The sequence below is a fragment of the Inquilinus limosus genome (genome assembly GCF_002195995.1).
GTDB lineage: Bacteria > Pseudomonadota > Alphaproteobacteria > DSM-16000 > Inquilinaceae > Inquilinus > Inquilinus limosus_C.
Genome location: NZ_NHON01000032.1, coordinates 8,604 through 30,728 on the forward strand (window position 1 = coordinate 8,604; position 22,125 = coordinate 30,728).

22 protein-coding genes and 1 pseudogene are annotated in these 22,125 nt (G+C 71.6%); 12 read left to right on the forward strand and 11 right to left on the reverse strand.

Translation table 11 applies throughout. The features are described 5' to 3' along the window. Positions 1-153: 153 nt before the first annotated feature. The 3 genes from BWR60_RS17780 to BWR60_RS17790 form a co-directional block, all read right to left on the reverse strand. The gene (locus BWR60_RS17780) at positions 154-1,434 is read right to left on the reverse strand and encodes a glutamate-5-semialdehyde dehydrogenase (RefSeq protein ID WP_088152366.1); all 1,281 of its coding nucleotides are present in this window, start codon (positions 1,432-1,434) and stop codon (positions 154-156) included. 52 nt (positions 1,435-1,486) lie between these two features. Then, positions 1,487-3,445: a glycoside hydrolase family 15 protein gene (locus tag BWR60_RS17785; RefSeq protein ID WP_088152367.1), complete on the reverse strand. Its 1,959-nt coding sequence runs from the start codon at positions 3,443-3,445 to the stop codon at positions 1,487-1,489. Positions 3,446-3,522: 77 nt separating this feature from the next. Further along, the gene (locus BWR60_RS17790; RefSeq protein WP_088152368.1) at positions 3,523-4,695 is read right to left on the reverse strand and encodes an MFS transporter; all 1,173 of its coding nucleotides are present in this window, start codon (positions 4,693-4,695) and stop codon (positions 3,523-3,525) included. Positions 4,696-4,927: 232 nt separating this feature from the next. Here BWR60_RS17790 and BWR60_RS17795 point away from each other — a divergent pair, with 232 nt between their 5' ends. Together BWR60_RS17795 and BWR60_RS17800 are read left to right on the forward strand one after the other, a co-directional pair. Then, complete coding sequence (locus tag BWR60_RS17795) at positions 4,928-5,491, forward strand: tetratricopeptide repeat protein (RefSeq protein WP_179221824.1); 564 nt, start codon at positions 4,928-4,930, stop codon at positions 5,489-5,491. 61 nt (positions 5,492-5,552) lie between these two features. Next, positions 5,553-6,107: a tetratricopeptide repeat protein gene (locus BWR60_RS17800; protein ID WP_088152370.1), complete on the forward strand. Its 555-nt coding sequence runs from the start codon at positions 5,553-5,555 to the stop codon at positions 6,105-6,107. A 181-nt stretch (positions 6,108-6,288) separates the two neighbouring features. Here the strand turns inward: BWR60_RS17800 and BWR60_RS17805 are convergent, their stop codons facing one another. The 4 genes from BWR60_RS17805 to BWR60_RS17820 form a co-directional block, all read right to left on the reverse strand. Then, the gene (locus BWR60_RS17805; RefSeq protein WP_088152371.1) at positions 6,289-6,675 is read right to left on the reverse strand and encodes a nuclear transport factor 2 family protein; all 387 of its coding nucleotides are present in this window, start codon (positions 6,673-6,675) and stop codon (positions 6,289-6,291) included. 149 nt (positions 6,676-6,824) lie between these two features. Next, entirely contained in the window at positions 6,825-8,264 is a 1,440-nt protein-coding gene (gene pyk, locus BWR60_RS17810) for a pyruvate kinase (protein ID WP_088152372.1), read from the reverse strand. 214 nt (positions 8,265-8,478) lie between these two features. Continuing rightward, positions 8,479-8,868: an ACT domain-containing protein gene (locus BWR60_RS17815; protein WP_088152373.1), complete on the reverse strand. Its 390-nt coding sequence runs from the start codon at positions 8,866-8,868 to the stop codon at positions 8,479-8,481. A gap of 3 nt (positions 8,869-8,871) precedes the next feature. Beyond that, positions 8,872-9,756: a DMT family transporter gene (locus tag BWR60_RS17820; RefSeq protein WP_179221825.1), complete on the reverse strand. Its 885-nt coding sequence runs from the start codon at positions 9,754-9,756 to the stop codon at positions 8,872-8,874. Between the two features lie 157 nt (positions 9,757-9,913). On the opposite strand from BWR60_RS17820, the gene BWR60_RS17825 reads away from it, so the two are divergent. Continuing rightward, positions 9,914-10,846, forward strand: coding sequence for a DUF6454 family protein (locus BWR60_RS17825; RefSeq protein ID WP_088152374.1), 933 nt, complete (start codon positions 9,914-9,916; stop codon positions 10,844-10,846). A gap of 244 nt (positions 10,847-11,090) precedes the next feature. Then, positions 11,091-11,981, forward strand: a complete 891-nt coding sequence (locus tag BWR60_RS17830; protein WP_088152435.1) for an alpha/beta fold hydrolase — start codon at positions 11,091-11,093, stop codon at positions 11,979-11,981. A gap of 173 nt (positions 11,982-12,154) precedes the next feature. Here BWR60_RS17830 and BWR60_RS17835 read toward each other — a convergent pair whose 3' ends face one another. Further along, positions 12,155-12,946 carry an SDR family NAD(P)-dependent oxidoreductase gene (locus BWR60_RS17835; protein WP_088152375.1) on the reverse strand — a complete coding sequence of 264 codons (792 nt, stop codon included), beginning with the start codon at positions 12,944-12,946 and terminating at the stop codon, positions 12,155-12,157. Between the two features lie 128 nt (positions 12,947-13,074). Here BWR60_RS17835 and BWR60_RS17840 point away from each other — a divergent pair, with 128 nt between their 5' ends. The 7 genes from BWR60_RS17840 to BWR60_RS17870 all read left to right on the forward strand — a co-directional run bounded on the left by BWR60_RS17840 (position 13,075) and on the right by BWR60_RS17870 (position 18,897). Beyond that, complete coding sequence (locus BWR60_RS17840) at positions 13,075-13,863, forward strand: N-formylglutamate amidohydrolase (protein ID WP_088152376.1); 789 nt, start codon at positions 13,075-13,077, stop codon at positions 13,861-13,863. Continuing rightward, entirely contained in the window at positions 13,860-15,002 is a 1,143-nt protein-coding gene (locus BWR60_RS17845) for a carboxylate-amine ligase (RefSeq protein ID WP_088152377.1), read from the forward strand. The genes BWR60_RS17840 and BWR60_RS17845 overlap by 4 nt, the downstream gene beginning before the upstream one ends. Before the next feature lie 38 nt (positions 15,003-15,040). Continuing rightward, a complete protein-coding gene (locus tag BWR60_RS17850; protein ID WP_088152378.1) occupies positions 15,041-15,343 on the forward strand; it encodes a DUF1244 domain-containing protein in 303 nt (100 codons plus the stop codon). Between the two features lie 269 nt (positions 15,344-15,612). Then, positions 15,613-15,861 (forward strand): DUF2312 domain-containing protein, encoded by a 249-nt coding sequence (locus tag BWR60_RS17855; protein ID WP_034834984.1) that lies wholly within the window; start codon positions 15,613-15,615, stop codon positions 15,859-15,861. 38 nt (positions 15,862-15,899) lie between these two features. Further along, positions 15,900-16,439 (forward strand): GNAT family N-acetyltransferase, encoded by a 540-nt coding sequence (locus tag BWR60_RS17860; RefSeq protein WP_218823568.1) that lies wholly within the window; start codon positions 15,900-15,902, stop codon positions 16,437-16,439. Positions 16,440-16,682: 243 nt separating this feature from the next. Next, positions 16,683-18,074 (forward strand): MFS transporter, encoded by a 1,392-nt coding sequence (locus BWR60_RS17865; RefSeq protein WP_088152380.1) that lies wholly within the window; start codon positions 16,683-16,685, stop codon positions 18,072-18,074. 187 nt (positions 18,075-18,261) lie between these two features. Further along, entirely contained in the window at positions 18,262-18,897 is a 636-nt protein-coding gene (locus tag BWR60_RS17870; protein ID WP_088152381.1) for a LysE family translocator, read from the forward strand. Positions 18,898-18,900: 3 nt separating this feature from the next. On the opposite strand, the gene BWR60_RS17875 is transcribed toward BWR60_RS17870, so the two are convergent. The 3 genes and pseudogenes from BWR60_RS17875 to BWR60_RS38995 form a co-directional block, all read right to left on the reverse strand. Further along, positions 18,901-19,887 carry a Bug family tripartite tricarboxylate transporter substrate binding protein gene (locus BWR60_RS17875; protein WP_088152382.1) on the reverse strand — a complete coding sequence of 329 codons (987 nt, stop codon included), beginning with the start codon at positions 19,885-19,887 and terminating at the stop codon, positions 18,901-18,903. A 101-nt stretch (positions 19,888-19,988) separates the two neighbouring features. Then, complete coding sequence (locus BWR60_RS38990) at positions 19,989-20,192, reverse strand: RsiV family protein (RefSeq protein WP_144445656.1); 204 nt, start codon at positions 20,190-20,192, stop codon at positions 19,989-19,991. 463 nt (positions 20,193-20,655) lie between these two features. After that, positions 20,656-20,973: pseudogene (locus BWR60_RS38995) on the reverse strand (lysozyme inhibitor LprI family protein); the annotation flags it as partial. 189 nt (positions 20,974-21,162) lie between these two features. On the opposite strand from BWR60_RS38995, the gene BWR60_RS17885 reads away from it, so the two are divergent. Then, complete coding sequence (locus tag BWR60_RS17885; RefSeq protein ID WP_088152384.1) at positions 21,163-22,107, forward strand: metFprotein; 945 nt, start codon at positions 21,163-21,165, stop codon at positions 22,105-22,107. The last annotated feature ends 18 nt before the right edge of the window (positions 22,108-22,125 follow it).

Sequence of the window (22,125 nt, forward strand, 5' to 3'; positions counted from 1 at the left end):
CCCCCCTCCCGCAAGGGGAGGGGGGACTCAAAAGAGGCGATGTGTGACCGCCGGCTCATGCGGCGCCAAACCCCTACCCCCTCCCGCAAGGGGAGGGGGAGAGTGGAAGGCAAGGGGATTGCGGGCAGGGGCAATCGAGGCCGGTCCGTGGGCTCAGGGCCGGGTCTGGCCGGTGCCGCGGACGAGGTATTTGGTGCTCGTCAGCTGCTCCGTGCCGACCGGACCGCGGGCGTGCAGTCGGCCGGTGGCGATGCCGATCTCGGCGCCCATGCCGAACTCGCCGCCATCGGCGAACTGGGTCGAGGCGTTGACCAGCACGATGGCGCTGTCGACCCGGGCCAGGAACGCCTCGGTCGCCGCCGCGTCGGCGGTGACGATGCTGTCGGTGTGGTGGCTGCCGTGCAGGTTGACGTGCTCGATCGCGGCGTCCAGCCCGTCCACCGTCTTCACCGACAGGATGGCGTCGAGATATTCGGTGTCCCAGTCGTCGTCGGAGGCGGCGAGGACGCGCGGGTCGATCGCCTGCACCGCGGTGTCGCCGCGGATCTCGCAGCCCGCCTCGATCAAATCGTCCAGGATCGGCCGCAGCATCGTCCCGGCGACGCTGCGGTCGATCAGCAGCGTCTCGGTGGCGCCGCACACGCCGGTGCGCCGCATCTTGGCGTTATAGACGACGCGCCGCGCCATCTCCGGGTCGGCCGCCTCGTGCACATAGGTGTGGTTGATGCCGTCCAGGTGCCACAGCACCGGGATCCGGCTGTCGGCCGCGACCCGGGCGGTCAGCGACTTGCCGCCGCGCGGGATCACCACGTCGACGAACTCGGTCAGGCCCAGGAGCTCGCCGACCGCGGCGCGGTCGCGGGTCGGCACCAGCTGCACCGCGCTGCGCGGCAGCCCTGCCTTCTTCAGCCCGTGGCCGACCGCGGCGGCGATGGCGGTGGAGCTGCGGAAGCTCTCCGACCCGCAGCGCAGGATGCAGGCATTGCCGGCCTTCAGGCACAGCGCCGCGGCGTCGGCGGTGACGTTGGGGCGGCTCTCGAAGATCACGCCGACGACGCCGAGCGGCACCCGCACCCGCTGGATGCGCAGCCCGTTCGGCCGGATCCAGTCGGCCAGGACGTCGCCGATCGGGTCCGGCAGCTCGGCCACGGCCTCCAGCCCCTGGGCGATCGCCTCGATCCGCTTCTCGTCCAGCGCCAGCCGGTCGAGGAAGGAGCCGGCGACGCCGTTGCGCCGCGCCTCTTCCATGTCCTCGGCATTGGCCGCCAGGATCAGGTCGCGGTCGTCGCGGATCGCCGCCGCCGCCGCCAGGAGGGCCGCGTCCTTCTGCGGTCGCGGCGCCAGGGCCAGCGCGGCGGCGGCGCTGCGCGCGGCGGCGCCCAGGCGGCGCATCAGCTCGGCGGTGCTCTCGGTGTCGTCCAGCAGGGCGGTCATCGGGAAGTCTCTCAAACACGACGCGGCAGCCTAGCGCAGCTTTCCGCCGGTTTCACTGCGCTTCGGCCGCAGGGGCGCCATGCTCGCCGGTGCCATGCCCGTTGTGGCTGCGATCCTCGGCCGGCCCGCGGAGCTCGGCCAGGTTCAGGGCGGTGTTGATCACCCCGATATGGCTGAAGGCCTGCGGGAAGTTGCCGAGCTGGCGCCGCACGATCGGGTCGTACTCCTCCGCCAGCAGCCCGACATCGTTGGTCAGGCTGAGCAGTCGTTCGTAGAGTGCGGTGGCCCGGTCGGTGGCGCCGATCATGGCCAGCGCGTCGGCCAGCCAGAAGCTGCAGACCAGGAAGGTACCTTCCTCGCCGGCCAGCCCGTCGACGCCGTGCTCGGTCTCGTAGCGCCGGGCCAGGCCGTCGATGGTCAGCTCGCGCTCGATCGCCTCGACCGTGCCGATCACCCGCGGGTCGTCCGGCGGCAGGAAGCCGACCATCGGGATCTGCAGCAGCGCCGCGTCCAGGAGCTCCGACCCGTAGGACTGGGTGAAGCTGTTGCGGTGCTCGGAGAAGCCCTTGGCGCAGATCTCGGCATGGATCCGGCCGCGCAACGCCCGCCAGGCCTTGACCGGCCCCTCCAGCCCGAACTGCTCGACCGCCTTGATCGAGCGGTCGAAGGCGACCCAGGCCATCACCTTGCTGTGCACGAAATGCCGCCGGGGCCCGCGGATCTCCCACAGCCCCTCATCCGGCTTGTCCCACATCTTCTCGAGATAGCCGAGCAGCACCCGCTGCACCCGCCAGGCGTCGTGCGGATGGGTCAGGTGCTTCTTGCGGGCGACATGGATGGCGTCCAAGAGCTCGCCATAGACGTCGAGCTGCAGCTGGGCGTGGGCGCCGTTGCCGATGCGCACCGGTTTGCTGCCCTCATAGCCGGCCAGCCACGGGATCTCCAGCTCGGTCAGCCGGCGCTCGCCGCCGAGGCCGTACATGATCTGCAGCTGCTCCGGCCGCCCGGCCGCGGCCCGGCGCAGCCAGTCGCGCCAGGACGCCGCCTCCTCGGTGAAGCCGGCGCCGAGCAGGGCGTACAGTGTCAGGGTCGCGTCGCGGATCCAGCAGAAGCGGTAGTCCCAGTTGCGCTCGCCGCCCAGCTCCTCGGGCAGCGAGGTGGTGGCGGCTGCGACGATGCCGCCGGTCGGCGCATAGGTCAGGGCCTTGAGGGTGAGGGCCGAGCGCAGCACCGCCTCGCGATAGGGCCCGTCATAGGTGCAGTGATGGGCCCAGCCCTGCCACCAGGTCTCGGTGTCGGTCAGCGACCGGAACGGGTCGATGCCGCCCGGCTCGGGCAGATGCGACGGGTACCAGGTCAGGATGAAGGGCAGCCGGTCGCCGGCCTCGACCGTGAAGTCGCCGACCGTCTTCATCGCCTCGCCATGCAGCGGGATCGGCGAGCGGAAGCGCAGCGCGTCCGGGCCGGCGATGGCGACGATGCCGTCCGGCCGGTGCCGCACCCACGGCACGATGCGGCCGTAGTCGAAGCGGAACGCTGCCTCCATCCGCATCGGCACGCTGCCGCCGCGGCCCTCGACCAGCCGGACGATCGAGATCTCGTCCTCGCGGTGCGGGAAGGGCATGAAGTCGATCAGCGCGACCGTGCCCGCCTCGGTCTCGAACTCGGTCTCCAGCACCAGCGTGTTCTCGTGGTAGTGCCGGCGGGTCCGGGCGGCGGTGGCCCCCTCCGGCGCGATCTGCCAGTGGCCGTTCTCGGTGTCGCCCAAGAGGCGGGCGAAGACGGCGTCGGAATCGAAGCGCGGCAGGCACAGCCAGTCGATCGACCCGTCGCGGCCGACCAGCGCCGTGGTGCGGCAATTGCCGATGATCGCGTAATCCTCGATCCGCCCGGCGGGGCCCTTGAAGCGTCCCTCGGCGTGCGCCCGCGGCTGCTTGCCGGCGGCGCGTCCCTCGGCGCCGTCGGCGTCCGGGGTGGGAACGGCATCGGGATGCCCTGTCAGTGACACCATCTCGGTCTCCGCTGTGTGGTCACAGCCCAGGGAAGGAATGAAGGCCGGCTTGGTTCCGCCGGCGCGGCCGAAAGACCCTATGTCGCGACCGGGCGCCGTCGCTCCGCCGCCAGCAGCACGGCGAAGCCCGCCGCCACCCCGGCCGCGGCGACGCCGATGGTCGCCTCGATCCCCAGCGTATCGAAGAATCGCCCGGCGCCAAAGGCGACGACGACAATGCCCAGATTGACCAGGCTGGCGGTCAGGGCGACGGTGGTGCCGCGCAGCGATGCCGCCATCCCCGCCAGCACGGCCTGATGCGTCGGCCCGGCGACGCCGTAGCCCAGTGCCCACAGCGCCGCGGCCGCCACGGCCAGCGGCGCCGGCAGGGGCGGCAGCACGCCGAGCGCCAGGATGCCGGCCAGGGTGCCGGCGATGCCCGCCAGCACCGCCCGCGACGGGCTGCCCAGGCGGCGCACCGCCACCGGGATCAGCAGGTTGCCGGCGATGGTGACCAGGCCGAACAGGCCGAGCGCCAGGCCCAGCGCCTCGATCGGCAGGCCGTAGCGGCGGCGCAGGATCTCGGCCATCACCGTGATCACGCCGATCGAGACCCCGAGCCACAGGAAGGTGGCGGCCAGTCGCGGCGCGGCCCCGGCCTGGCGGAACGCCGCGCCGATGCTGACGGCGACGCCGGCATGCGGCCGCGCCTCCGGCCGCGGCAAGGGCATGGCGGCGACGGCGGCGGCGGCCAGCAGGGCGCCCACGGCCATCGCGGCATAGGCGACGCGCCAGTCCAGCCGCGCCGCGACCAGGGCGGCGCCGGCCGGGGTCAGGACGAAGCTGACGGTCAGGCCGGCCAGGATCCGGCCCATGGCGGCGGGCTGGCGCGGCGCGTCGACGGTATCGGCGACGATGGCCACGGCGTTGGGCGCCATCGCCGCGGCGCTCAGCCCTGCCAAAGCGGCGCAGGGCAGCGCCATGGCGAAGACCGGCGCCAGCGCGATCCCGGCATTGGCGATGCCGAAGCCGACCAAAGCGGGCAGCAGCAGCGCCTTGCGCCCCAGCCGGTCGGACAGCGGGCCCAGCAGCGGCGCCATCGCGGCGTAGACCAGGGCATAGCTGGCGGGCAGCCAGGCGATCCGCGCCGCGGGCACGGCGAAGCTGTCGCCCATCGGCGCCATCATCGGGCCGGCCACCACCTCGGCGCCGCCGATCAGGAACATCACGAGCATCAGCGGCAGCAGGCGCCGGCCGGGCAGGGAGGACATGGCAGGCCGTGTCGGAAGCGATCGCCCGAAGCTGGGCACGAGAACGCAGGCGAGCTTCGAGCGAGGAGTCCTGCGTGGCCGGCGGAAGCGATCCGATCGACCGGGCGATTATAGCGGGCGGCGATGCCGATCGCGACCCCTGCGCCGGACGCAGGACAATGCACCGCCCGCTGCATCTCTTGCTGCATTTTTTGAGATTGTCTTCTCAGCAACGGGGCTCAATCTTCTGTTTATGAAGGCGCTGCGCATCCTGGCCCTGGCTGTGGCCATCCTTGCGGCGCCGTGCGGGACCCTCTCGGCGGCGGACACGCCGACTCGTCTCGATTCTCTTCTCGACCAGCTGCGGACCGCCGCCGACGGGGCGGAGGCGCAGCGGCTGGAGCGGCAGATCTGGATCCTGTGGCTGGACTATGAGGGGGCCGATCCACTGGTGCCGGACCTGATGCGGCGCGGCAACGCCGCCCTGCAGCAGCGCGACTACCCGGTGGCGGAGGCCGCCTTCACCGGGGTGGTGGAGCGGGCACCGGACTTCATCGAGGGCTGGGACCGCCGCGCGGTGGCGCGCTTCCTGCGCGGCGACTGCGACGGCGCGCTGCGCGACATCGACCGCGTCCTGGCGCTGGAGCCGCGGCATTTCGGGGCGTTGTTCGGCCGGGGCCTGTGCCGGACGGTGCAGGGCGACCACCGGGCCGCGCTCGACGCCTTCGAGCGGGTGCTGGCGCTGGACCCGCATTACGCCCCGGCGCAGAGCCAGGCGGCGCGGATGCGCAAATATCTCGCCGGCTACCCGCTTTAAGCACCGGTTCGGGCCGGCTTCGCCTCTTGCCGGGCGGCCGGATCGGACCGATCTCTTTCCAATGCGCCGTCTCGCCCTGCTGCTGTCGGCTTTCCTGCTCGCCATCGCCGTGCCGGCCCTGGCCCAGGACCGCGCCGCCCGGCTGGATGCGCTGTTCGCCCAGCTGAAGTCGGCGGCGCCGGAGGAGGAGCCGGCGCTGCAGATCCAGATCTGGCAGGTCTGGCTGGCCTATGACGGCAGCGATCCGGACGTGCCGGGGCTGCTGGAGCGCGGCAACACCGCGATGGGGGATCAGGACTACGCCGTGGCCGAGGCCGCCTTCAGCGCGGTGATCCAGCGCGACCCCGCCTATGCCGAGGGCTGGAACCGCCGGGCGACGGCGCGCTATCTGCGCGGCGACATCCGCGGCTCGGTCGCCGATATCGACCAGGTGCTGGCGCGCGAGCCCCGCCATTTCGGCGCGCTGTCGGGGCTCGGCCTGTGCCGGATCAAGCTCGGCGACATCCCCGGCGCGATCGACGCCTATCAGCGCGTGCTGGCGATCGACCCGCAGATGGCCACGGCCCGAGAGCAGCTTGAGCAGCTCAGGAAGCTCCAGGCCGGCGACCCGATCTGAGGCCGGCCGGTTTGCGAGATCGACCCTTCCGACTTTCTTCCCGTCATGGCGAGGAGGCGAAGCCGACGTGGCCATCCAGGGGCCGTTGCGAGCTGCCCTGGATGGCCACGCCCCTGCGGGGCTCGCCATGACGGGCTTATAGGCCGGGCGTCGGTATGCGGCGCCCGCGACGACCCGCCGCTCAGTGGATGGTGCCGGACGGCTTGGCCGGGGTGGCGGCCTCGCGGGTCGGGCCGGCCTGGTGGTGCACCATCCGCCAGCCGTCGGGCTCGCGGATGAACACATTGGTGGCGGCCAGGCGGTTGTCGCCGATCTTCTCGATGCACAGCACCACGGCGCTGTCGCCGTAATCCAGCACCCGCGCCGTCTCGGCCGCGATGCGCGGCGGGTCGCGCAGGATCGACGCCCAGCTCTTCATCACCGCCTCGCGCCCCGCCAGCACCGGCCAGCCCGGATGGATGCAGGCCACCGGCTGCCGCCGTGACCACAGCGCCTCCATCGCGGCGGCATCGCCCTGGGCGAGGGCGGCGTAGAAGGCCTGGTTGGCGGCGAGCGGGGTGTCGGTCATCTAAATCTGAGCCCCTTCGAGAATGCGCTGGCGTGAGTTGGCTGGTGGCGATTTTGAGAACCGGAGCGCAGCGGGCATGAAGGCCCGTGAGCACCGGAAGCGGAAAAATCGCCAGCAGACGGCCACGCCAGGTGCATTATCGATGGGGCTCAGTCCTCGATCCAGGCGATGCGCAGCACATTGGTGTTGCCGGGGGTGCCGAAGGGCACGCCGGCGGTCACCACGATGCGCTGCCCGGCGGTGCCGATGCCGTCATGCTTGGCCAGGCGGCAGGCCTTGCCGACCATCTCGGTGAAGCTGCTGACATCCTCGGTGTGCACCGAATGCACGCCCCAGCACAGGCCCATGCGGCGGGCGGTCTGCAGGTTCGAGGTCAGGCACAGGATCGGCACCTCCGGCCGCTCGCGCGCCGCGCGCAGCGTGGTCGAGCCCGAGGTGGTGTAGGTCGCGATCGCCACCGCGCCGATGGTGTGCGCCACCTGCCGCGCCGCGGCGGTGATGGCGTCGGCGGCCGTGTTCTCCGGGTCGTAATGCACCGCGTCGAGGATGGTGCGGTAGATCGGGTCCGTCTCCACCCGCCGGGCGATGCGGTCCATCATCATCACCGCGTCGACCGGGTATTCGCCCGAGGCGGTCTCGGCCGACAGCATCACCGCGTCGGCGCCGTCGAACACCGCGGTGGCGACGTCGGAGGCCTCGGCCCGGGTCGGTGTCGGGGACATGATCATGCTTTCCAGCATCTGGGTCGCCACGATCACCGGCTTGCCGGCCTGGCGCGAGGCGCGGATGATCCGCTTCTGCAGCGACGGCACGTCCTCGGCCGGCATCTCGACACCCAGGTCGCCGCGGGCGACCATCACCGCGTCGGTCAGCTCGACCAGCTCGTCCAGATGCTGGATCGCGGCCGGCTTCTCCAGCTTCACGATCACCTGGGCGCGGCCGGCGATCAGCTTGCGCGCCTCGGCGATGTCCTCCGGCCGCTGCACGAAGGACAGCGCCACCCAGTCGACATCGATGTCGAGGGCGAAGCGCAGATCCTCGCGGTCCTTCTCGGTCAGCGGCGACAGCGGCAGCACCGCGTTCGGCACGTTGACGCCCTTGCGGTCGGACAGGCGGGAGCCGGCCTCGACCACGGTGTCGGCGAAGTCCGGGCCGCAATCGACGACCTTGAGGCGCACCTTGCCGTCGTCCAGCAGCAGGGCCTGCCCGGGCTCCAGCGCGGCGAAGATCTCGGGATGCGGCAGGGTCACGCCGGTGGCGTCGCCCGCGCGTTGCTGCAGCGTCAGGCGGAAGCTCTGGCCCTCGGTCAGCTTGACCGGGCCGTCGGCGAAGGTGCCGAGGCGCAGCTTCGGGCCCTGCAGGTCGGCCATCACCGCGATCGGGTGGTCGAAGTCGCGCTCGACCTCGCGGATCAGGGCCAGCCGGGCGGCGTGGTCCTCCTGCTTGCCATGGCTGAAGTTCAGCCGGAAGACGTCGACGCCCGCCTCGAACAGCTTGCGGATCGCCTCGGCCGAGCTGGTGGCGGGCCCCAGCGTGGCGACGATCTTGGTCTGGCGCGTGCGGCGGAACGACGGGCGCTTCTTGGGCATGGCTGAACTCCCGGATCACGGGCCGGCGTCGCCAGGCCCGGGCACGGTTGATCCGTCCCTCGGCCCGGCCGCGCCGACCGCCGGGAAGAAACCATATCCGCGGCCCTTCGCCAACGTCGAAAGTGCGCGGAGATTCGGATATTACGCGGACTTAATATTTCGTCGCGGCCCGGTTCTCCGCGGAAATCCCGGTCTTCGCGGCCGGTGTTGCGGCTCAGACACGCACCGTGTTTTCCCGCTGCAGCACCGACGTCGCGGCCTCCAGGTCGCCCGTCCGGACCAGCAGGTAGTCGGTGTCGTAGGTCGAGATCGCGAAGATGCTGATGCCGGCCTCGGCCAGCGGCGCCGCGAGTCGGGCCAGGATGCCGGTCAGGGCGAAGTCCAGCGGCCCCTCGACCTTGAAGCCGCGCCAGCCGCGCTCGGCCCGCGTCTCCGCCGGCACCCGCGCCTCGGGGCAGACGACCGACAGCTCGTCGCGGGTGCGGCTGACGGTGACGAAGGGGTCGGACCAGTCGACCCAGCCGGGCAGCGCCGCGCCGGCCGGCAGCCGGGCCACGGCCAGCGTCTCCGGCAGCAGGCTGAGGGTGAGGCGGGCCTCGGTCATCGGTCAGGCCTTCCGCGCCAGCAGGATGCCGGCCAGCACCAGGGCGCCGCCCAGCCCCTGCAGCGGGCCCAGCGGCTCGGCAAGGACGATCCAGGCCAGGGCGGCGGCCGCGACCGGCTGGATCAGCAGGGTGAGGGAGGAGAAGGCCGGCGGCAGCCAGGCCAGGGCGTAGGTGATCAGGCTCTGCCCGGCGACCTGCGAGACCCAGGACAGGCCCAGCAGCACGGCCCAGCCATACAGGGTCGAGGGCAGGAACACCGGCTCCATCAGCAGCGCCAGCGGCAGCGTCGCCGCGGCGGCGACGGCGCTGGTCCACAGCATGATGGTGGCGACGGAGAAGCGGTCGCGCAGCCGGCCGACCGCCAGGATGTAGCCGCCGTAGAACACGGCGGCCAGCGCGGCCAGGCCGTCGCCGGCCAGGTGGCCGTCGCCGAAGCCGCCGCCCTTCAGTACCACCACGCCGGCGATGGCCACGGCCAGGCCGGCGGCGAAGATCGGGCGGATCGGCGTGCCGAACAGGGCGAAGGCGCCCAGGGTGACGAAGATCGGCGCCAGATTGGCCAAGAGAGTGGCGTTGGCGACCGAGGTGATGGTCAGCGCCCAGTGCCAGGCCACCAGGTCGGCGGCGATGAACAGGCCGGGCAGGACCAGGGCGATGCAGTCGGCCAGGCTCCCCGGCCGCGCCGCCTCGCCGCGCGCCCGCTCCGCCCGGTACCACAGGAACAGGATCGGCAGCGCCAGGGCGGTGCGCCACACCGCCGTCGTCACCGGCCCGACCTCCGACAACCGCACGAAGATCGGCGAGCTGCCGATCGCCAGCCCGCCCAGAAGCAGGGCGGGCAGCGCCAAGCGCTGGGCGGGGGAGGGGGACAGGACGGCCTCGCTCATGATGCGGCGGCTTAGTCCGCCTGGCCCTTCACCGGCCATGGCGGGGCGCGCAGGGGAGACCGGCGCGCCGCGCGGGCCGGCCGGGCGATGGCATGCCATCATCAAACCGTCACGGCGCGGCGGCAGGATGCGCCCGCCGCACAATGGGGGATTCGCCATGCATCGCTTCGCCGCCCCGGCCGCCGGGATCCTCCTGGCCGCCGCCACCGCAGCCACCGCTCTCGCGGCCGGTCCCGACATGCTGGGCCAGCGGATCGAGGGGCTGTCGCGCTCGACCCCTTGGCGGCTGGTCGAGACCATCCCGGTGCCGTTCCAGACCTATCATCCGCAGGGCTTCGCCCGCACCGGCGACGCGCTGGTCTTCTCCTCGGTCGAGATCACCGTGCCGACCAAGCGCTACGACCAGCCCAGGGACGGCATGGACCGCGATGCCGGCCAGGGCACCGGGCATCTGTTCAAGCTCGACGCCCAGGGCCGGCAGGTCGGCCATGCCACGATCGGCGAAGGCTCGATCTACCATCCCGGCGGCGTCGATTATGACGGGCGCTGGCTGTGGGTGCCGGTCGCCGAATACCGGCCGAACAGCCATTCGATCCTGTACCGGGTCGACCCGAAGACCCTGGAGGCGGTGGAGGTCGGCCGCGCCGACGACCACATCGGCGGGCTGGTGCACGACACCGATCACAACACGCTGCACGGCGTCAGCTGGGGCTCGCGCCGCTTCTACACCTGGCGCCTGGACGCCGAGGGCAAGGTCGACGCCTCGACGCCGCCGACCGTCACGCTGAACCCCGAGCATTATCTCGATTACCAGGACTGCGCCTATCTGCCGGTCGGCCGCGCCATCTGCACCGGCATCACCGAGTTCCGCCGCACGCCGGATGCGCCGGTCTTCGGCCTGGGCGGGATCGAGATCGTCGACCTCGCCGCCGGCCGGCCGACCTTCCAGGTGCCGGTGCTGCTGTGGACCGAGGACGGCACTGCCATGACCCGCAACCCGGTGCTGGTCGAGGCGACGCAGGAGGGGCTGCGGCTGACCGCGATGCCGGAGGACGGCCAATCGCGGATCTTCGTCTACGAAACGCCCTGAGACCGTCCGTAAATGCTACTGGCGCGGCCGTCTGACGGCGGCTTCTGCGCTTCCGGTGCTCACGGACTATAACGTCCGCTGCGCTCCGGTTCTCGAAGCCGCCGCCGGCCGACTCACGCCAGCGCATTTCCAAACGGTCTCTGAACTTTTTTCAGGGCCGATGTCGGGGCCGCCCGGGCGGCGGCGTCCTTGGGCCATCGCATCACGGCGGACAGCGATCCGCCAGCCAGGGATGGAGCCCGACATGCTGAAGACGATCCTGTCCGGTGTTCTCGCGATGGCGGCGCTGGCCGCCGCGCCCGCCGCCCGCGCCCAGGACGCGGCCATCCGCAGCGGCCATGCCGAGGCCGGCGGCATCAGCTACTACTACGAGGTCCAGGGCCAGGGAGAGCCGCTGCTGCTGCTGCATGGCGGCCTCGGCTCGATCGACATGTTCCGGCCGCTGCTGCCGGCGCTGGCGGCGAAGCGCCAGGTCATCGCCGTCGACCTGCAGGGCCATGGCCGCACGCCGCTGGGCGACCGGCCGATCGACCTGGTGGCGATGGGCGCAGACATGGCGTCGGTGCTGCGGCAGATCGGCATCGGGAAGGCCGACGTGCTGGGCTACTCGCTGGGCGGCGGCGTCGCCTTCCAGCTGGCGGTGCAGCATCCGGAGATGGTGCGCCGCCTGGCCCTGGTCTCGGCCGGCTACGCCCAGGACGGCTTCTATCCGGAGATGCTGCCGCAGCAGGCCGCGGTCGGCGCCGGCATGGCCGAGATGATGAAGAACACGCCGATGTACACCTCCTATGTCGCGGTGGCGCCGAAGCCGGAGGACTTCCCGCGGCTGCTCGACGCCATGGGCGCGCTGATGCGCAAGCCCTATGACTTCTCCGCGGATGTGCCGAAGCTGACCATGCCAGTGATGCTGGTCTTCGGCGACAGCGACATGTACCGGCCGGAGCATGTGGTGAAGTTCTACCAGCTGCTCGGCGGCGGGCTGCGCGACGCCGGCTGGCAGCGCGAGCACATGTCGAAGAACCGCCTGGCGATCCTGCCCGGCGTCACCCATTACGACATCTTCCTGTCGCCGCAGCTGCCGGCGACGGTGATGCCCTTCCTGAATGGCGAGAGCAGCAGCACCGACTGGAAGTGACGGGAGCGTTGCCTCTCCCGCTTGCGAGACCTTTTCAGACTTCCCGGAACCGTCATTGCGAGCGTAGCGAAGCAATCCATGCAGCCGCTCTTGCGGACCGATGGATTGCTTCGTCGGCTTCGCCGCCTCGCAATGACGGTGAGGGATGGTGTGCGAGTGTCCTGGCTCAGGCCTCACGGCATGTACTGGCCGCCGTTGATCTCGATCATCTGGCCGGTGACGTAGCCGCCGGCGGCCTCGGAGGCGAGGTAGAGGAAGGCGGCGGCGCACTCCTCGGAGGTCCCCAGCCGGTTCATCGGGATGGTCGCCTGCATCGCCGCCAGCTGCTCCGCGGTCGAGAAGCGCTCGTGGAACGGGGTGGTGATGACGCCGGGGGAGATCGCGTTGACCCGGATGCTGTCCTTCGCCAGCTCCTTGGCCCAGCCGCGGGTGGCGACGGCGACGAAGCCCTTGGCCGCGGCGTAGATCACCGAGCCCGGGCCACCACCGTGGCGCGCCGCGATCGAGCTGAGATTGATGATCGATCCGCCGCCGCCCTGCTTGCGCATCTGCACCGCGCCCTCGCGCATGAAGCGGACGACGTGGCGGACATTGACGTCCAGCACCGCGTCGACGAACTCGTCGGTGTATTCCGCGACCGGGGTGCGCTTGACCAGCGCGCCGGCATTGTTGACCAGCACGTCCAGCCGGCCGAAGGCGGCGACGGTCTGCTCGATCAGAAGCTGCGCCGTCTCGGGCTTGGTCACGTCGCCCGGGGCCAGGATCGCCTCGCCGCCGGCGGCCTTGATATCGGCGACCACCGCCTCCGCCGCCTCGCGGCTGGAATTGTAGTTCACCGCCACCCTGGCCTTGTTCTGGCCGAAGGCGCGTGCGGCGGCGGCGCCGATGCCGGTGCTGGCACCGGTGATCAGGACGGCCTTGCCGGCGAGATCCGGGAAGACGGGCAGGGCGGAAAGGGTGGTCATGATGTCACCTCGGCTGGCGTGACGGGTTGGTCGCCTCAGTCATATCATGTCTGACAATTCTGGCGAGCGCACCCTGGCGTTGCGTCGCGCTCTCCACAGCCTCGCGGCGCCCTGCTAGGGTCTCGGCGATGATGCTCCTCGGACCCGACGACCCGCCGCCCTTCGAGCTGGTGAACCCCGACGGCAAGGCCTGCGCCCTGCTGGTCGCCGACCATGCCGGCCGCGCCTTCCCGAAATCCCTCGGCACGCTCGGCGTCGATCCCGGGGCGCTCGACCGCCATGTCGCCTACGATATCGGCATCGAGGCGTTCTCCCGCCGGCTGGCCGAGCGGCTGGACGCGACGCTGCTGCTGCACCGCTATTCGCGGCTGATCCTCGACCCCAACCGGCAGCTCGACGACCCGACCTCGATCTGCGCCATCAGCGACGGCGCGATCGTGCCCGGCAACGCCAGGTTGACGCCCGAGGACGAGGCGGCGCGGGCCGACGCCTTCTTCCTCCCCTATCACGACGCCATCGCCGCGCAGCTGGACCGGATCGCCGCGCGCTGCCCGGCCCCGGCCCTCTTGTCGCTGCACAGCTTCACGCCGGTGATGCGCGGCTTCGCCCGGCCCTGGCAGGTCGGGGTGCTGTGGCGCGACGACGGCCGCATCCCGCTGCCGCTGATGGAGGCACTGCGCCGCGACCCGGAGATCACGGTCGGCGACAACCAGCCCTATTCCGGCCGCAACGAGCACGGCTACACCATCCATCACCACGCCGAGCCGCGCGGCCTGCCGCATGTGCTGATCGAGATGCGGCAGGATTTGATCGCCGCCGATGCGGCGGCCGCGGCCTGGGCCGACCGGATGGCCGAGATCTTCGCCCCGATCCTGGCCGACCCGGCCCTGTACCAGCCCCTGCAGGCCGTCGCATGACCGAACCCGCCCTCACCCTCGGCATCGAGGAGGAGTACCTGCTGGTCGACCCGGTCAGCCGCGACCTGGTGCCCGACCCGCCGCCGGAGCTGGTGGAGGCGCTGGAGAACCGGCACGAGGGCGCCGTCGCCCGCGAATTCTTCCGCTGCCAGGTCGAGGTCGGCACCCCGGTGTGCCGCAGCATCGCCGAGGCGCGGACCGAGCTGACCCGGCTGCGCCGCTCGGTGGTGGAGGAGGCGGAGCGGCACGGCCTGGCGCTGATCGCGGCCTCGACCCACCCCTTCGGCACCTGGCGGCCGCAGAAGCACACCGACCGCAGCCGCTACGACCAGCTGGCGCGCGACCTCGGCGTGCCGGTGCGGCGCCTGCTGATCTGCGGCACCCATGTCCATGCCGGGATCGAGGACCCGAATCTGCGCATCGACCTGATGCGGCAGATCCGGTACTTCCTGCCGCATCTGCTGTCGCTGACCACCTCCTCGCCATTCTGGCAGGGCACCGACACCAAGCTGAAATCCTACCGCCTGGCCGTGTTCTCGGAGCTGCCGCGCACCGGCATGCCGGAGGAGTTCCAGAGCTATGGCGAATACGAGGCGGCGCTGGCGGCGCTGGTCCAGGCCGGGGTGATCGAGGACGGCAGCAAGATCTGGTGGGACATCCGCCCCTCCGCCCGCTTCCCGACGCTGGAGATGCGGGTCACCGATGTCTGCACCCGGGTCGAGGACGGGCTGACGGTCGCCGCCCTCTACCAGTGCCTGCTGCGCATGCTGTGGCGCCTGCGCGCCCAGAACATCGCCTGGCGCCGCTACCGCAGCGTGCTGATCGAGGAGAATCGCTGGCGCGCCATGCGCTACGGCTTCGAGGAAGGGCTGATCGACTGGGGCAAGGGCAAGCTGGTGCCCTATGCCGAGCTGCTGGAGGAGGTGCTGGTGATGGTGGCGGAGGATGCGGCGGCGCTGGGCTGCGAGGCCGAGATCGCCAACGCGCGCACCATCCTGGCCCGCGGCACCTCCGCCCACCGCCAGCTCGCGGCCTATTACGAGGCCCTGGCCGGCGGCGCTGACGAGGCCGAGGCGCTGCGCCGCGTGGTCGACCGGCTGATCCTGGAGACCAAGGAGGGGCTGGAGGCAGCGGCCTGACGCCCTACATCTGAATTCCGGAACCCGTGGACACAGTCATGACCGAGATCGACGCTAAGACCCGCACCGAGCTGGAGGCCGCCGCCTTCCGCACCCTGGTCGAGCATCTGCGCCAGCGCACCGACGTGCAGAACATCGACCTGATGAACCTGGCCGGCTTCTGCCGCAACTGCCTGTCGCGCTGGTACCGCGAGGCGGCGGAGCAGCGGGGCATTCCGTTGCCGGACGCCGAGGCACGCGAGATCGTCTATGGCGAGCCGTATGAGAGCTGGAAGGCCAGGCACCAGAAGGACGCCTCGGCCGGCCAGAAGCAGGCGTTCGACGCGGCGAACAAGCACTGAGGGGCGGCGTCTCTCGTCGGCGGTCCCACCACCTCGTCATGGCGAGGAGCGTAGCGACGTGGCCATCCAGGGGCCGGTGCGAGCGGCCCTGGATGGCCACGCCCCTTCGGGGCTCGCCATGACGATTGGGGAAGGCGAATCGGGCCGACCAAACGTGACTCCCATCACCCGGACCCCCGCGCCGGCGCTGGGCCGGGACAGGCCGCTTGCCGGGCCGGCCCGGCCGCTTTATGGTCCCGCGCCCTGAAAGACCCTGTTGAGGACCTGCCATGTCGGATGTCGGTGGTATCGCCGCGGATCGCCTGAAGTCGTTCATCGAGCGCATCGAGCGGCTCGAGGAGGAGAAGGCGGGGATCGCGGGCGACATCAAGGATGTCTATGCCGAGGCCAAGGGCACCGGCTTCGACGCCAAGATCATCCGCCAGATCATCCGCCTGCGGAAGATGGAGCAGGATGACCGGCGCGAGCAGGAAGAGCTGCTCGACCTCTACAAGCAGGCCCTCGGGATGCTGGAATAAGAGACCCCTCCGGTCTCCGGCCGGGCGGAGCATCGATCATGCGACTCGAGACTCCCCGGCTGATCCTGCGTCCCTGGGAGGACCGCGACCGCGCGGGCTTCGCCGCGATCAACGCCGATCCGGAGGTCCGCCGCTACTACTATCCGAGCGTGCTGACGCCGGCCGAGACCGGCGCCGTGATCGACGAGGCGGCGGCCGCGCTGGCACAGGACGGCTTCGGCTTCGTCGCGGTCGAGCGCAAGGAAGACGGCGCGCTGGTCGGCGGCGCCGGGCTGTCGCGCCCGGGCCCCGAGGTGCCGGGGCATCATCCGGCCGAGATCGGCTGGATCCTGGGCCGCGCCTTCTGGCGCCAGGGCTATGCCACCGAGATCGGGCTGGCCTGCCTCGACGCCGCCTGGACCCGGTTCGGCCTGCCGGCGGTGATCGGCTACACCTCCGCCATCAACACCCCGTCGCGCCGCGCCATGGAGCGGCTGGGCCTGGCCCATGTCGCCGGCGGCGATTTCGAGGACGTCACCGTGCCGCCGGGCGACACGCTGCGGCCGCATGTGCTGTACCGGATCGCCCGGCCGGGGTAGGGGCACGGGCCTCCAGGAGAGGAGGAGACGGCGCAGGCCGGCCTGGAACTCGCGCACGTCCCGCCCCACGCGCTCGCGCAGCAGCCGATCACCGGCATGATCCGTCGCCATAGCCGACGGGGTTGATGGCGTTCGACCTCATCTCCGTCGGCCCGTTGGTGCCGCCGGCCGCGGAGCCGCAAAGCGGTTGCTCTTTCGACCGGTTGGATATAACAAGAATAAACTTGCAAAAAAGAGCGGGTCATGGAGGAGACGATCGACGGCCGGTGGGGCGAGCTGCTGACCCGGCGCTATGCCGCGACCGTCGCCACGCTGTGCCTGGGCGTGGCGCTCTACGCGCTCAACACCTTCCTGGTCTCGACCTCCCTGCCCACCGCGGTGACCGAGCTCGGCGGCGTCGGGCTGATCAGCTGGGCCTTCACCGTCTATCTGGTCGCCGCCATCGTCGGCGGCGCCGCCGCGGCGATGCTGAAGCAGCGCCTCGGCACCCGGCCGGCGCTGCTGCTGGCGGCGCTGGCCTTCCTGGCCGGCACGCTGGTCTGCGGCTTCGCCCCGTCGATGCCGGTGGTGCTGGTCGGCCGGCTGTTCCAGGGCGCGGGGGAGGGGGTGGTCGCCGCCGTCTGCTACGCTCTGATCCCGGAGATGTTCCCGTCGCGGCTGATGCCCAAGGTGTTCGGGGCGGAGGCGATCGTCTGGGCCGCCGCCGCCTTCGGCGGGCCGCTGCTGTCGGGCGTGCTGACCGAGCATGTGTCCTGGCGCGCCGCCTTCCTGGTCAATGTGCCGCTGATCGCGATCTTCATCGCCCTGGTCGGGCTGGTGGTGCCGGCCGAGGACGACCGGCGCGGCGGCGGCACTGTGCCGGTGCTGCGCCTCTCCGGCTGCGCCGCCGGCATCATGCTGGTCTCGGTCGCCGGCATCGTGCCGCACAGCTGGCAGGCGGCGGCCTGCGTCGCCGGGGCGCTGCTGCTGCTGGCCGCCGTGGTGCTGGCCGACCGGCGCAGCCGCGACCGGCTGTTCCCGTCCGACGCCTTCACCTTCGGGTCCACGGTCGGCGCCGGCCTGTGGGTGGTGCTGCTGATGCCGGTGGCCCAGGCCGCCACCACCGTCTATCTCAACATCACCATCCAGCATCTTTGGGGCTACGGCCCGACCATGGCCGGCTATGTCAGCGCCCTGATGGCGCTGTCCTGGAGCGGCTCGGCCGTGCTGGTCGCCGGCATCGTCCGGCCGCAGGCGCAGCGCCGGCTGATCCGCCTCGGGCCGGCCCTGCTGGCCCTCGGCCTGCTCGGGGTGATGGCGGCGCTGGTCACCGGCCAGCCCTGGCTGCTGATGCTGTGCCAGGTGCTGATCGGGACCGGCTTCGGCATCTCCTGGGCCTTCCTCAGCCAGGCGGTGATGGAGGCGGCGCGGCCCGGCGAGCGCGACTCCGCCTCGGCCCTGCTGCCGACGCTGCAATCCGGCGGCTATGCCATCGGCGCGGCGATGGCGGGGCTGGTTGCCAACGAGGCCGGCATGGCCGCGGCGCTGACCCCGGCCGCGATCATCCACGCCGCCACCTGGGTCTTCGGCATCGCCGCGCTGCTGGGGACGCTGGGGTTCCTGGCGAGCTTCGGGGTGCGGCCTGGGGGACGGTGAGGGGGCTTCGCAACTCCCAATATCGTCATTGCGAGCGCAGCGAAGCAATCCAGGGGCCGCTGCGCATCGGCCCCTGGATTGCTTCGTCGGCTTCGCCTCCTCGCAATGACGGTTGGGGAATGGCCGACTCGACTCTCCTCGGCTCCCGCCGCTACCGTCGACCGATCGGCGGAACAGGAGGACGGCGATGCTGGCGAGTTCGGTCCTGGCGTTTCTCGGCGTGTCGGCGCTGGTCATCGTCACGCCCGGCCCCGACACCGCGGTGACCGTGCGCAACGCCCTGCTCGGCGGCCGCGCCGGAGGCATCGTCACCGCCCTCGGCGTCTCGGTCGGGCAGGCGGTCTGGGCCTTCGCCACCAGCCTCGGCATCGTCGCGCTGCTGGTGGCGTCCGAGCCGCTGTTCCTGGCGGTGAAATATGCCGGCGCCGCCTATCTCGTCTGGCTCGGCCTGCACGCGCTGCGCGCCGCCTGGCGGCCGGAACTGGGATCTGCCGCCATCACCGCCCGTCCGGCGCGGCGCCTGGGCCGCGGCGCCGCCTTCCGCCAGGGGCTGGTCAGCGACCTCGGCAACCCGAAGATGGCGGTGTTCTTCGCCAGCCTGCTGCCGCAATTCGTGCCGGCGGGCCAGCCGGCCTTCACCGCCTTCCTGGCCCTCGGCCTGGTCTTCAGCCTGATGACCTTCCTCTGGCTCGCCGCCTATGCCGTGGCGGTGGCCAGGGCCGGCGACGTGCTGCGCCGGCCGCGCATCCGCCGCGCCATCGAGGGCGTCACCGGAATCCTGCTGATCGCGCTGGGGCTGCGCATCGCGGCGGAGCAGCGCTGACGGCTACTGCGCGGTGGCGCCGGAGGCCTCGACGATCGGCTTGTACCGGGCCTTCTCGCTCTTGATGTAGGCGGTGAACTCCGCGGCGGTGCTGCCGATCGGCCTGGCGCCCAGCGGCTCGATCCGGGCCCGGATCTCGGGCAGGCGCATGATCCGCTGCGTCTCGGCGCTCAGCTTCTCGACGATCGCCGGCGGCGTCCCGGCCGGCGCCAGCAGACCCTGCCAGGAGGTGATGTCGAAGCCGGGGATGAACTCCGCCATCGCCGGCACGTCCGGCAGGACCGCCGTGCGCTCCAGCCCGGTCACCGCCAGCGGCCGCACGGTGCCGGCGCGGGCCTGCTCCATCGCCGTCGGGATGTTGTCGAAGATCATGTCGACATGGCCGGCGACGACGTCGCCCAGCGCCTGGGCGCTGCCCTTGTAGGGCACATGCGTCATGTGCGAGCCGACATGGATCTCGAAGGCCGCTGCGGCGAGGTGGATCGAGGTGCCGAAGCCGGAGGAGGCGTAGCTGTGGCTGTCCGGCTCGGCCTGCAGCAGCGCGATCAGCTCCGGCACCGACCTGGCCGGGAAGGACGGGTTGACCACCAGCAGGTTCGGCAGCGTCGCGGCCAGGGAGACCGGCGCGAAATCGGCCTCGGCGTCATAGCCCAGATCCTTGAACACCCACGGATTGATCGCATGGGTGCCGACCGTGCCCATGCCCAGCGTGTAGCCGTCCGGCTCGGCCTGGGCCAGCGCCTCGGTGCCGATGCCGCCGCCGGCGCCGGGCTTGTTCTCGACCACGAAGGGCTGGCCGAAGGTCTTGGTCATCTCGTCGGCCAGCAGCCGGCCGAACAGGTCGGTGTTGCCGCCGGGCGCGAAGGGCACGATGACGGTGACCGGCCGGGTCGGCCAGGCCGCCGGGTCCTCGGCGGAGGCCCCGCCACCGGGAAGCAGCAGGGCGGTCAGGAGCGCGGCCAGGCAGGCGCGCGGCGCTGTCTTGGGCATGGGGTCCCCCTTCGGTGCGGGCGGACCTCATGCGCGGATCCGCTTCCGCCGCCCACTATGCCAAAGGACTGGCGTCCTGGCACCCGCGGGCGAGCCCGGCGCTAACCCTTCGGCAGCGGCGCCCCCGGCTTGGCCGCCCGGCGGATCTCGGCCCAGGGCAGGACGCAGTCATACGGCCCCTCGGCATAGGCGCCGATGGCATAGGCGTCGTAGTGGATGGCGACGGCGTCGCCGCGGAACTGCCAGGCCTCGATCGAACGGATGCCGTCGGCCACCGCCTGCTCGGTCAGGTCGCCGTCGACCATGTCGGGTGTGGCGCCGCGCTTCAGCTTCTCCTGCCGCAGCAGGGCGCGGCAGCGCCCGGTCAGGGCGGCGATGCCCTAGGTCGTCGACCTTGAGCGCCCGCCCCAGTGCCGGGCTGTAATTGGCGGCGGCCTGCACGCCCTGGCCATGCGCGCCGCCGTGGTCGACATAAATGTCGAACACCACCGACACCAGCTCGCCGCTGTTGTAGGTGATCGCATAGCCGGCGTCGTAGCTGTAGCGCGGATCGTCGTCGGCCGGGTCGTCCGCGGCCCCCGCCGTCGCCCCCAGCAGCGCGTCAAGCCCCGGCGCCGGTTCGGCCCCGGCGGCGAGCTGCGGCACGGCGATCGACACCTCGACCTTGCGCTTCGGGTCGATCCGCTCGCTGAAGGTCGGGCGGAAGCGCAGGGCGCCCGGGCCCTCATGCTCCGCATAGCCGGCCAGCAGGCGGCCGCGGGCCCGGGTCTCGCGCGCCAGGCAGGCGCCGTCGAAGACCGGCTCGGTCTGGCTCCAGTCGCGGCAGACGCTCTGGCGCCGCTGCAGCCAGGCGCGCTGGTTGCGCAGCAGCGCCTGGCTCTCGGCCTTGCCCGACGCAGCCTGCACCGCGATGTAGGCGGCGCCCATGGCGTCGTCGGCCTGCCTCGCGGCGGGGTCGGCGCAGATCGTCTTCTCCAGCGGCGTCCGTGCCTTGGCGCAGTCGAAGGCCAAAGCGGGCGAGGCGACGCCGGCCAGCAGCACAGCGGGGATCAGCAGCAGCGGGGCGCGCATCCGGTTCTCCATCATCGCTGGCCCAGGTCACCAGCCGACCATTTCGGACATGGGGATACCATGGCCGCCGCAGCCTGTCGCAATCACGCCGCGGTGTCGCCTTCCGGACAGTTCCGGTCGTCCGCGACGCAGCGCGAAGCCCCCGGCATCACCATGTTGTCACCCAAGCGCCGGTGATGGCGCCGTGCTCACGGAGGACGGTGAATGCTGGGGTTCAATCGGTCGGGCGCCAAGGTTGTCTCGCTGCCGACGCCGAAGACGGCGGTGGTCGACCTGTTCCGCGACCTCTCGATCGAGACCGCGCCCGCCATCGCCGCCAAGACCGCCAGCTTCAGCGCGCATCTGCCGGCCGGCACCCGCGTCTACATCACCATGCTGCCGGGCGCCGATCTCGGCGAGATCGTGCAGACCGCGGCGCGGCTGCGCGGCGAGGGCCTGGTGCCGGTGCCGCATATCGCCGCCCGCAGCCTGGAGAGCCGGGCCCAGCTCGACGACTACCTCCGCCGCCTCGCCGGCGAGGCCGGGGTCGACCAGGTGCTGGTGATCGGCGGCGGCGTGTCGTCGCCCGTCGGCCCGTTCGACCGGTCGATGCAGGTGCTGGAGACCGGCCTGCTGCAGCGGCACGGCGTCCGGACCATCGGCGTCGCCGGCCACCCCGAGGGCAGCAAGGACATCCCGGCGGAGGAAATCGCCCGCGCCGTCGCCGAGAAGAACGCCTATGCCAAGGCGACCGGCACCGACCTCTACATCGCCACGCAGTTCTGCTTCGACGCCGAGGCGATCATCGCCTGGGACCGCGCGCTGCGCCGCGCCGGCAACGCGCTGCCGATCCATCTCGGCCTGGCCGGCCCGGCCAAGCTGAAGAGCCTGATCCATTATGCCGCGATGTGCGGCGTCGGCCCGTCGATGCGGTTCCTGACCCGGCAGGCGATGAACATCGCCAAGCTGGCCTCGGTGTCGGTGCCCGACAAGCTGCTGACCGAGCTGGCCGACTACCGCGCCAAGGAGCCGGGCTGCGGCCTGGCCCAGCTGCACCTGTTCGCCTTCGGCGGGCTCGAGCGCTCGGCCCGCTGGGTCAAGGCTATGCAGGAGGGCCGCTTCACCCTCGACGGCCGCGGTGGCTTCGCCATGGACGAGTCGCTGGACTGAGGTTTTCGCTCGGCCGCA

Bases quoted from the DNA above. Each gene is read 5' to 3' on its own strand.
- BWR60_RS17780 (WP_088152366.1), bottom strand. From the start codon at position 1,434: ATGACCGCCCTGCTGGACGACACCGAGAGCACCGCCGAGCTGATGCGC.
- BWR60_RS17785 (WP_088152367.1), bottom strand. From the start codon at position 3,445: ATGGTGTCACTGACAGGGCATCCCGATGCCGTTCCCACCCCGGACGCC.
- BWR60_RS17790 (WP_088152368.1), bottom strand. From the start codon at position 4,695: ATGTCCTCCCTGCCCGGCCGGCGCCTGCTGCCGCTGATGCTCGTGATG.
- BWR60_RS17795 (WP_179221824.1), top strand. From the start codon at position 4,928: ATGAAGGCGCTGCGCATCCTGGCCCTGGCTGTGGCCATCCTTGCGGCG.
- BWR60_RS17800 (WP_088152370.1), top strand. From the start codon at position 5,553: ATGCGCCGTCTCGCCCTGCTGCTGTCGGCTTTCCTGCTCGCCATCGCC.
- BWR60_RS17805 (WP_088152371.1), bottom strand. From the start codon at position 6,675: ATGACCGACACCCCGCTCGCCGCCAACCAGGCCTTCTACGCCGCCCTC.
- pyk (WP_088152372.1), bottom strand. From the start codon at position 8,264: ATGCCCAAGAAGCGCCCGTCGTTCCGCCGCACGCGCCAGACCAAGATC.
- BWR60_RS17815 (WP_088152373.1), bottom strand. From the start codon at position 8,868: ATGACCGAGGCCCGCCTCACCCTCAGCCTGCTGCCGGAGACGCTGGCC.
- BWR60_RS17820 (WP_179221825.1), bottom strand. From the start codon at position 9,756: ATGAGCGAGGCCGTCCTGTCCCCCTCCCCCGCCCAGCGCTTGGCGCTG.
- BWR60_RS17825 (WP_088152374.1), top strand. From the start codon at position 9,914: ATGCATCGCTTCGCCGCCCCGGCCGCCGGGATCCTCCTGGCCGCCGCC.
- BWR60_RS17830 (WP_088152435.1), top strand. From the start codon at position 11,091: ATGCTGAAGACGATCCTGTCCGGTGTTCTCGCGATGGCGGCGCTGGCC.
- BWR60_RS17835 (WP_088152375.1), bottom strand. From the start codon at position 12,946: ATGACCACCCTTTCCGCCCTGCCCGTCTTCCCGGATCTCGCCGGCAAG.
- BWR60_RS17840 (WP_088152376.1), top strand. From the start codon at position 13,075: ATGATGCTCCTCGGACCCGACGACCCGCCGCCCTTCGAGCTGGTGAAC.
- BWR60_RS17845 (WP_088152377.1), top strand. From the start codon at position 13,860: ATGACCGAACCCGCCCTCACCCTCGGCATCGAGGAGGAGTACCTGCTG.
- BWR60_RS17850 (WP_088152378.1), top strand. From the start codon at position 15,041: ATGACCGAGATCGACGCTAAGACCCGCACCGAGCTGGAGGCCGCCGCC.
- BWR60_RS17855 (WP_034834984.1), top strand. From the start codon at position 15,613: ATGTCGGATGTCGGTGGTATCGCCGCGGATCGCCTGAAGTCGTTCATC.
- BWR60_RS17860 (WP_218823568.1), top strand. From the start codon at position 15,900: ATGCGACTCGAGACTCCCCGGCTGATCCTGCGTCCCTGGGAGGACCGC.
- BWR60_RS17865 (WP_088152380.1), top strand. From the start codon at position 16,683: ATGGAGGAGACGATCGACGGCCGGTGGGGCGAGCTGCTGACCCGGCGC.
- BWR60_RS17870 (WP_088152381.1), top strand. From the start codon at position 18,262: ATGCTGGCGAGTTCGGTCCTGGCGTTTCTCGGCGTGTCGGCGCTGGTC.
- BWR60_RS17875 (WP_088152382.1), bottom strand. From the start codon at position 19,887: ATGCCCAAGACAGCGCCGCGCGCCTGCCTGGCCGCGCTCCTGACCGCC.
- BWR60_RS38990 (WP_144445656.1), bottom strand. From the start codon at position 20,192: ATGGTCGACGGCGACCTGACCGAGCAGGCGGTGGCCGACGGCATCCGT.
- BWR60_RS17885 (WP_088152384.1), top strand. From the start codon at position 21,163: ATGCTGGGGTTCAATCGGTCGGGCGCCAAGGTTGTCTCGCTGCCGACG.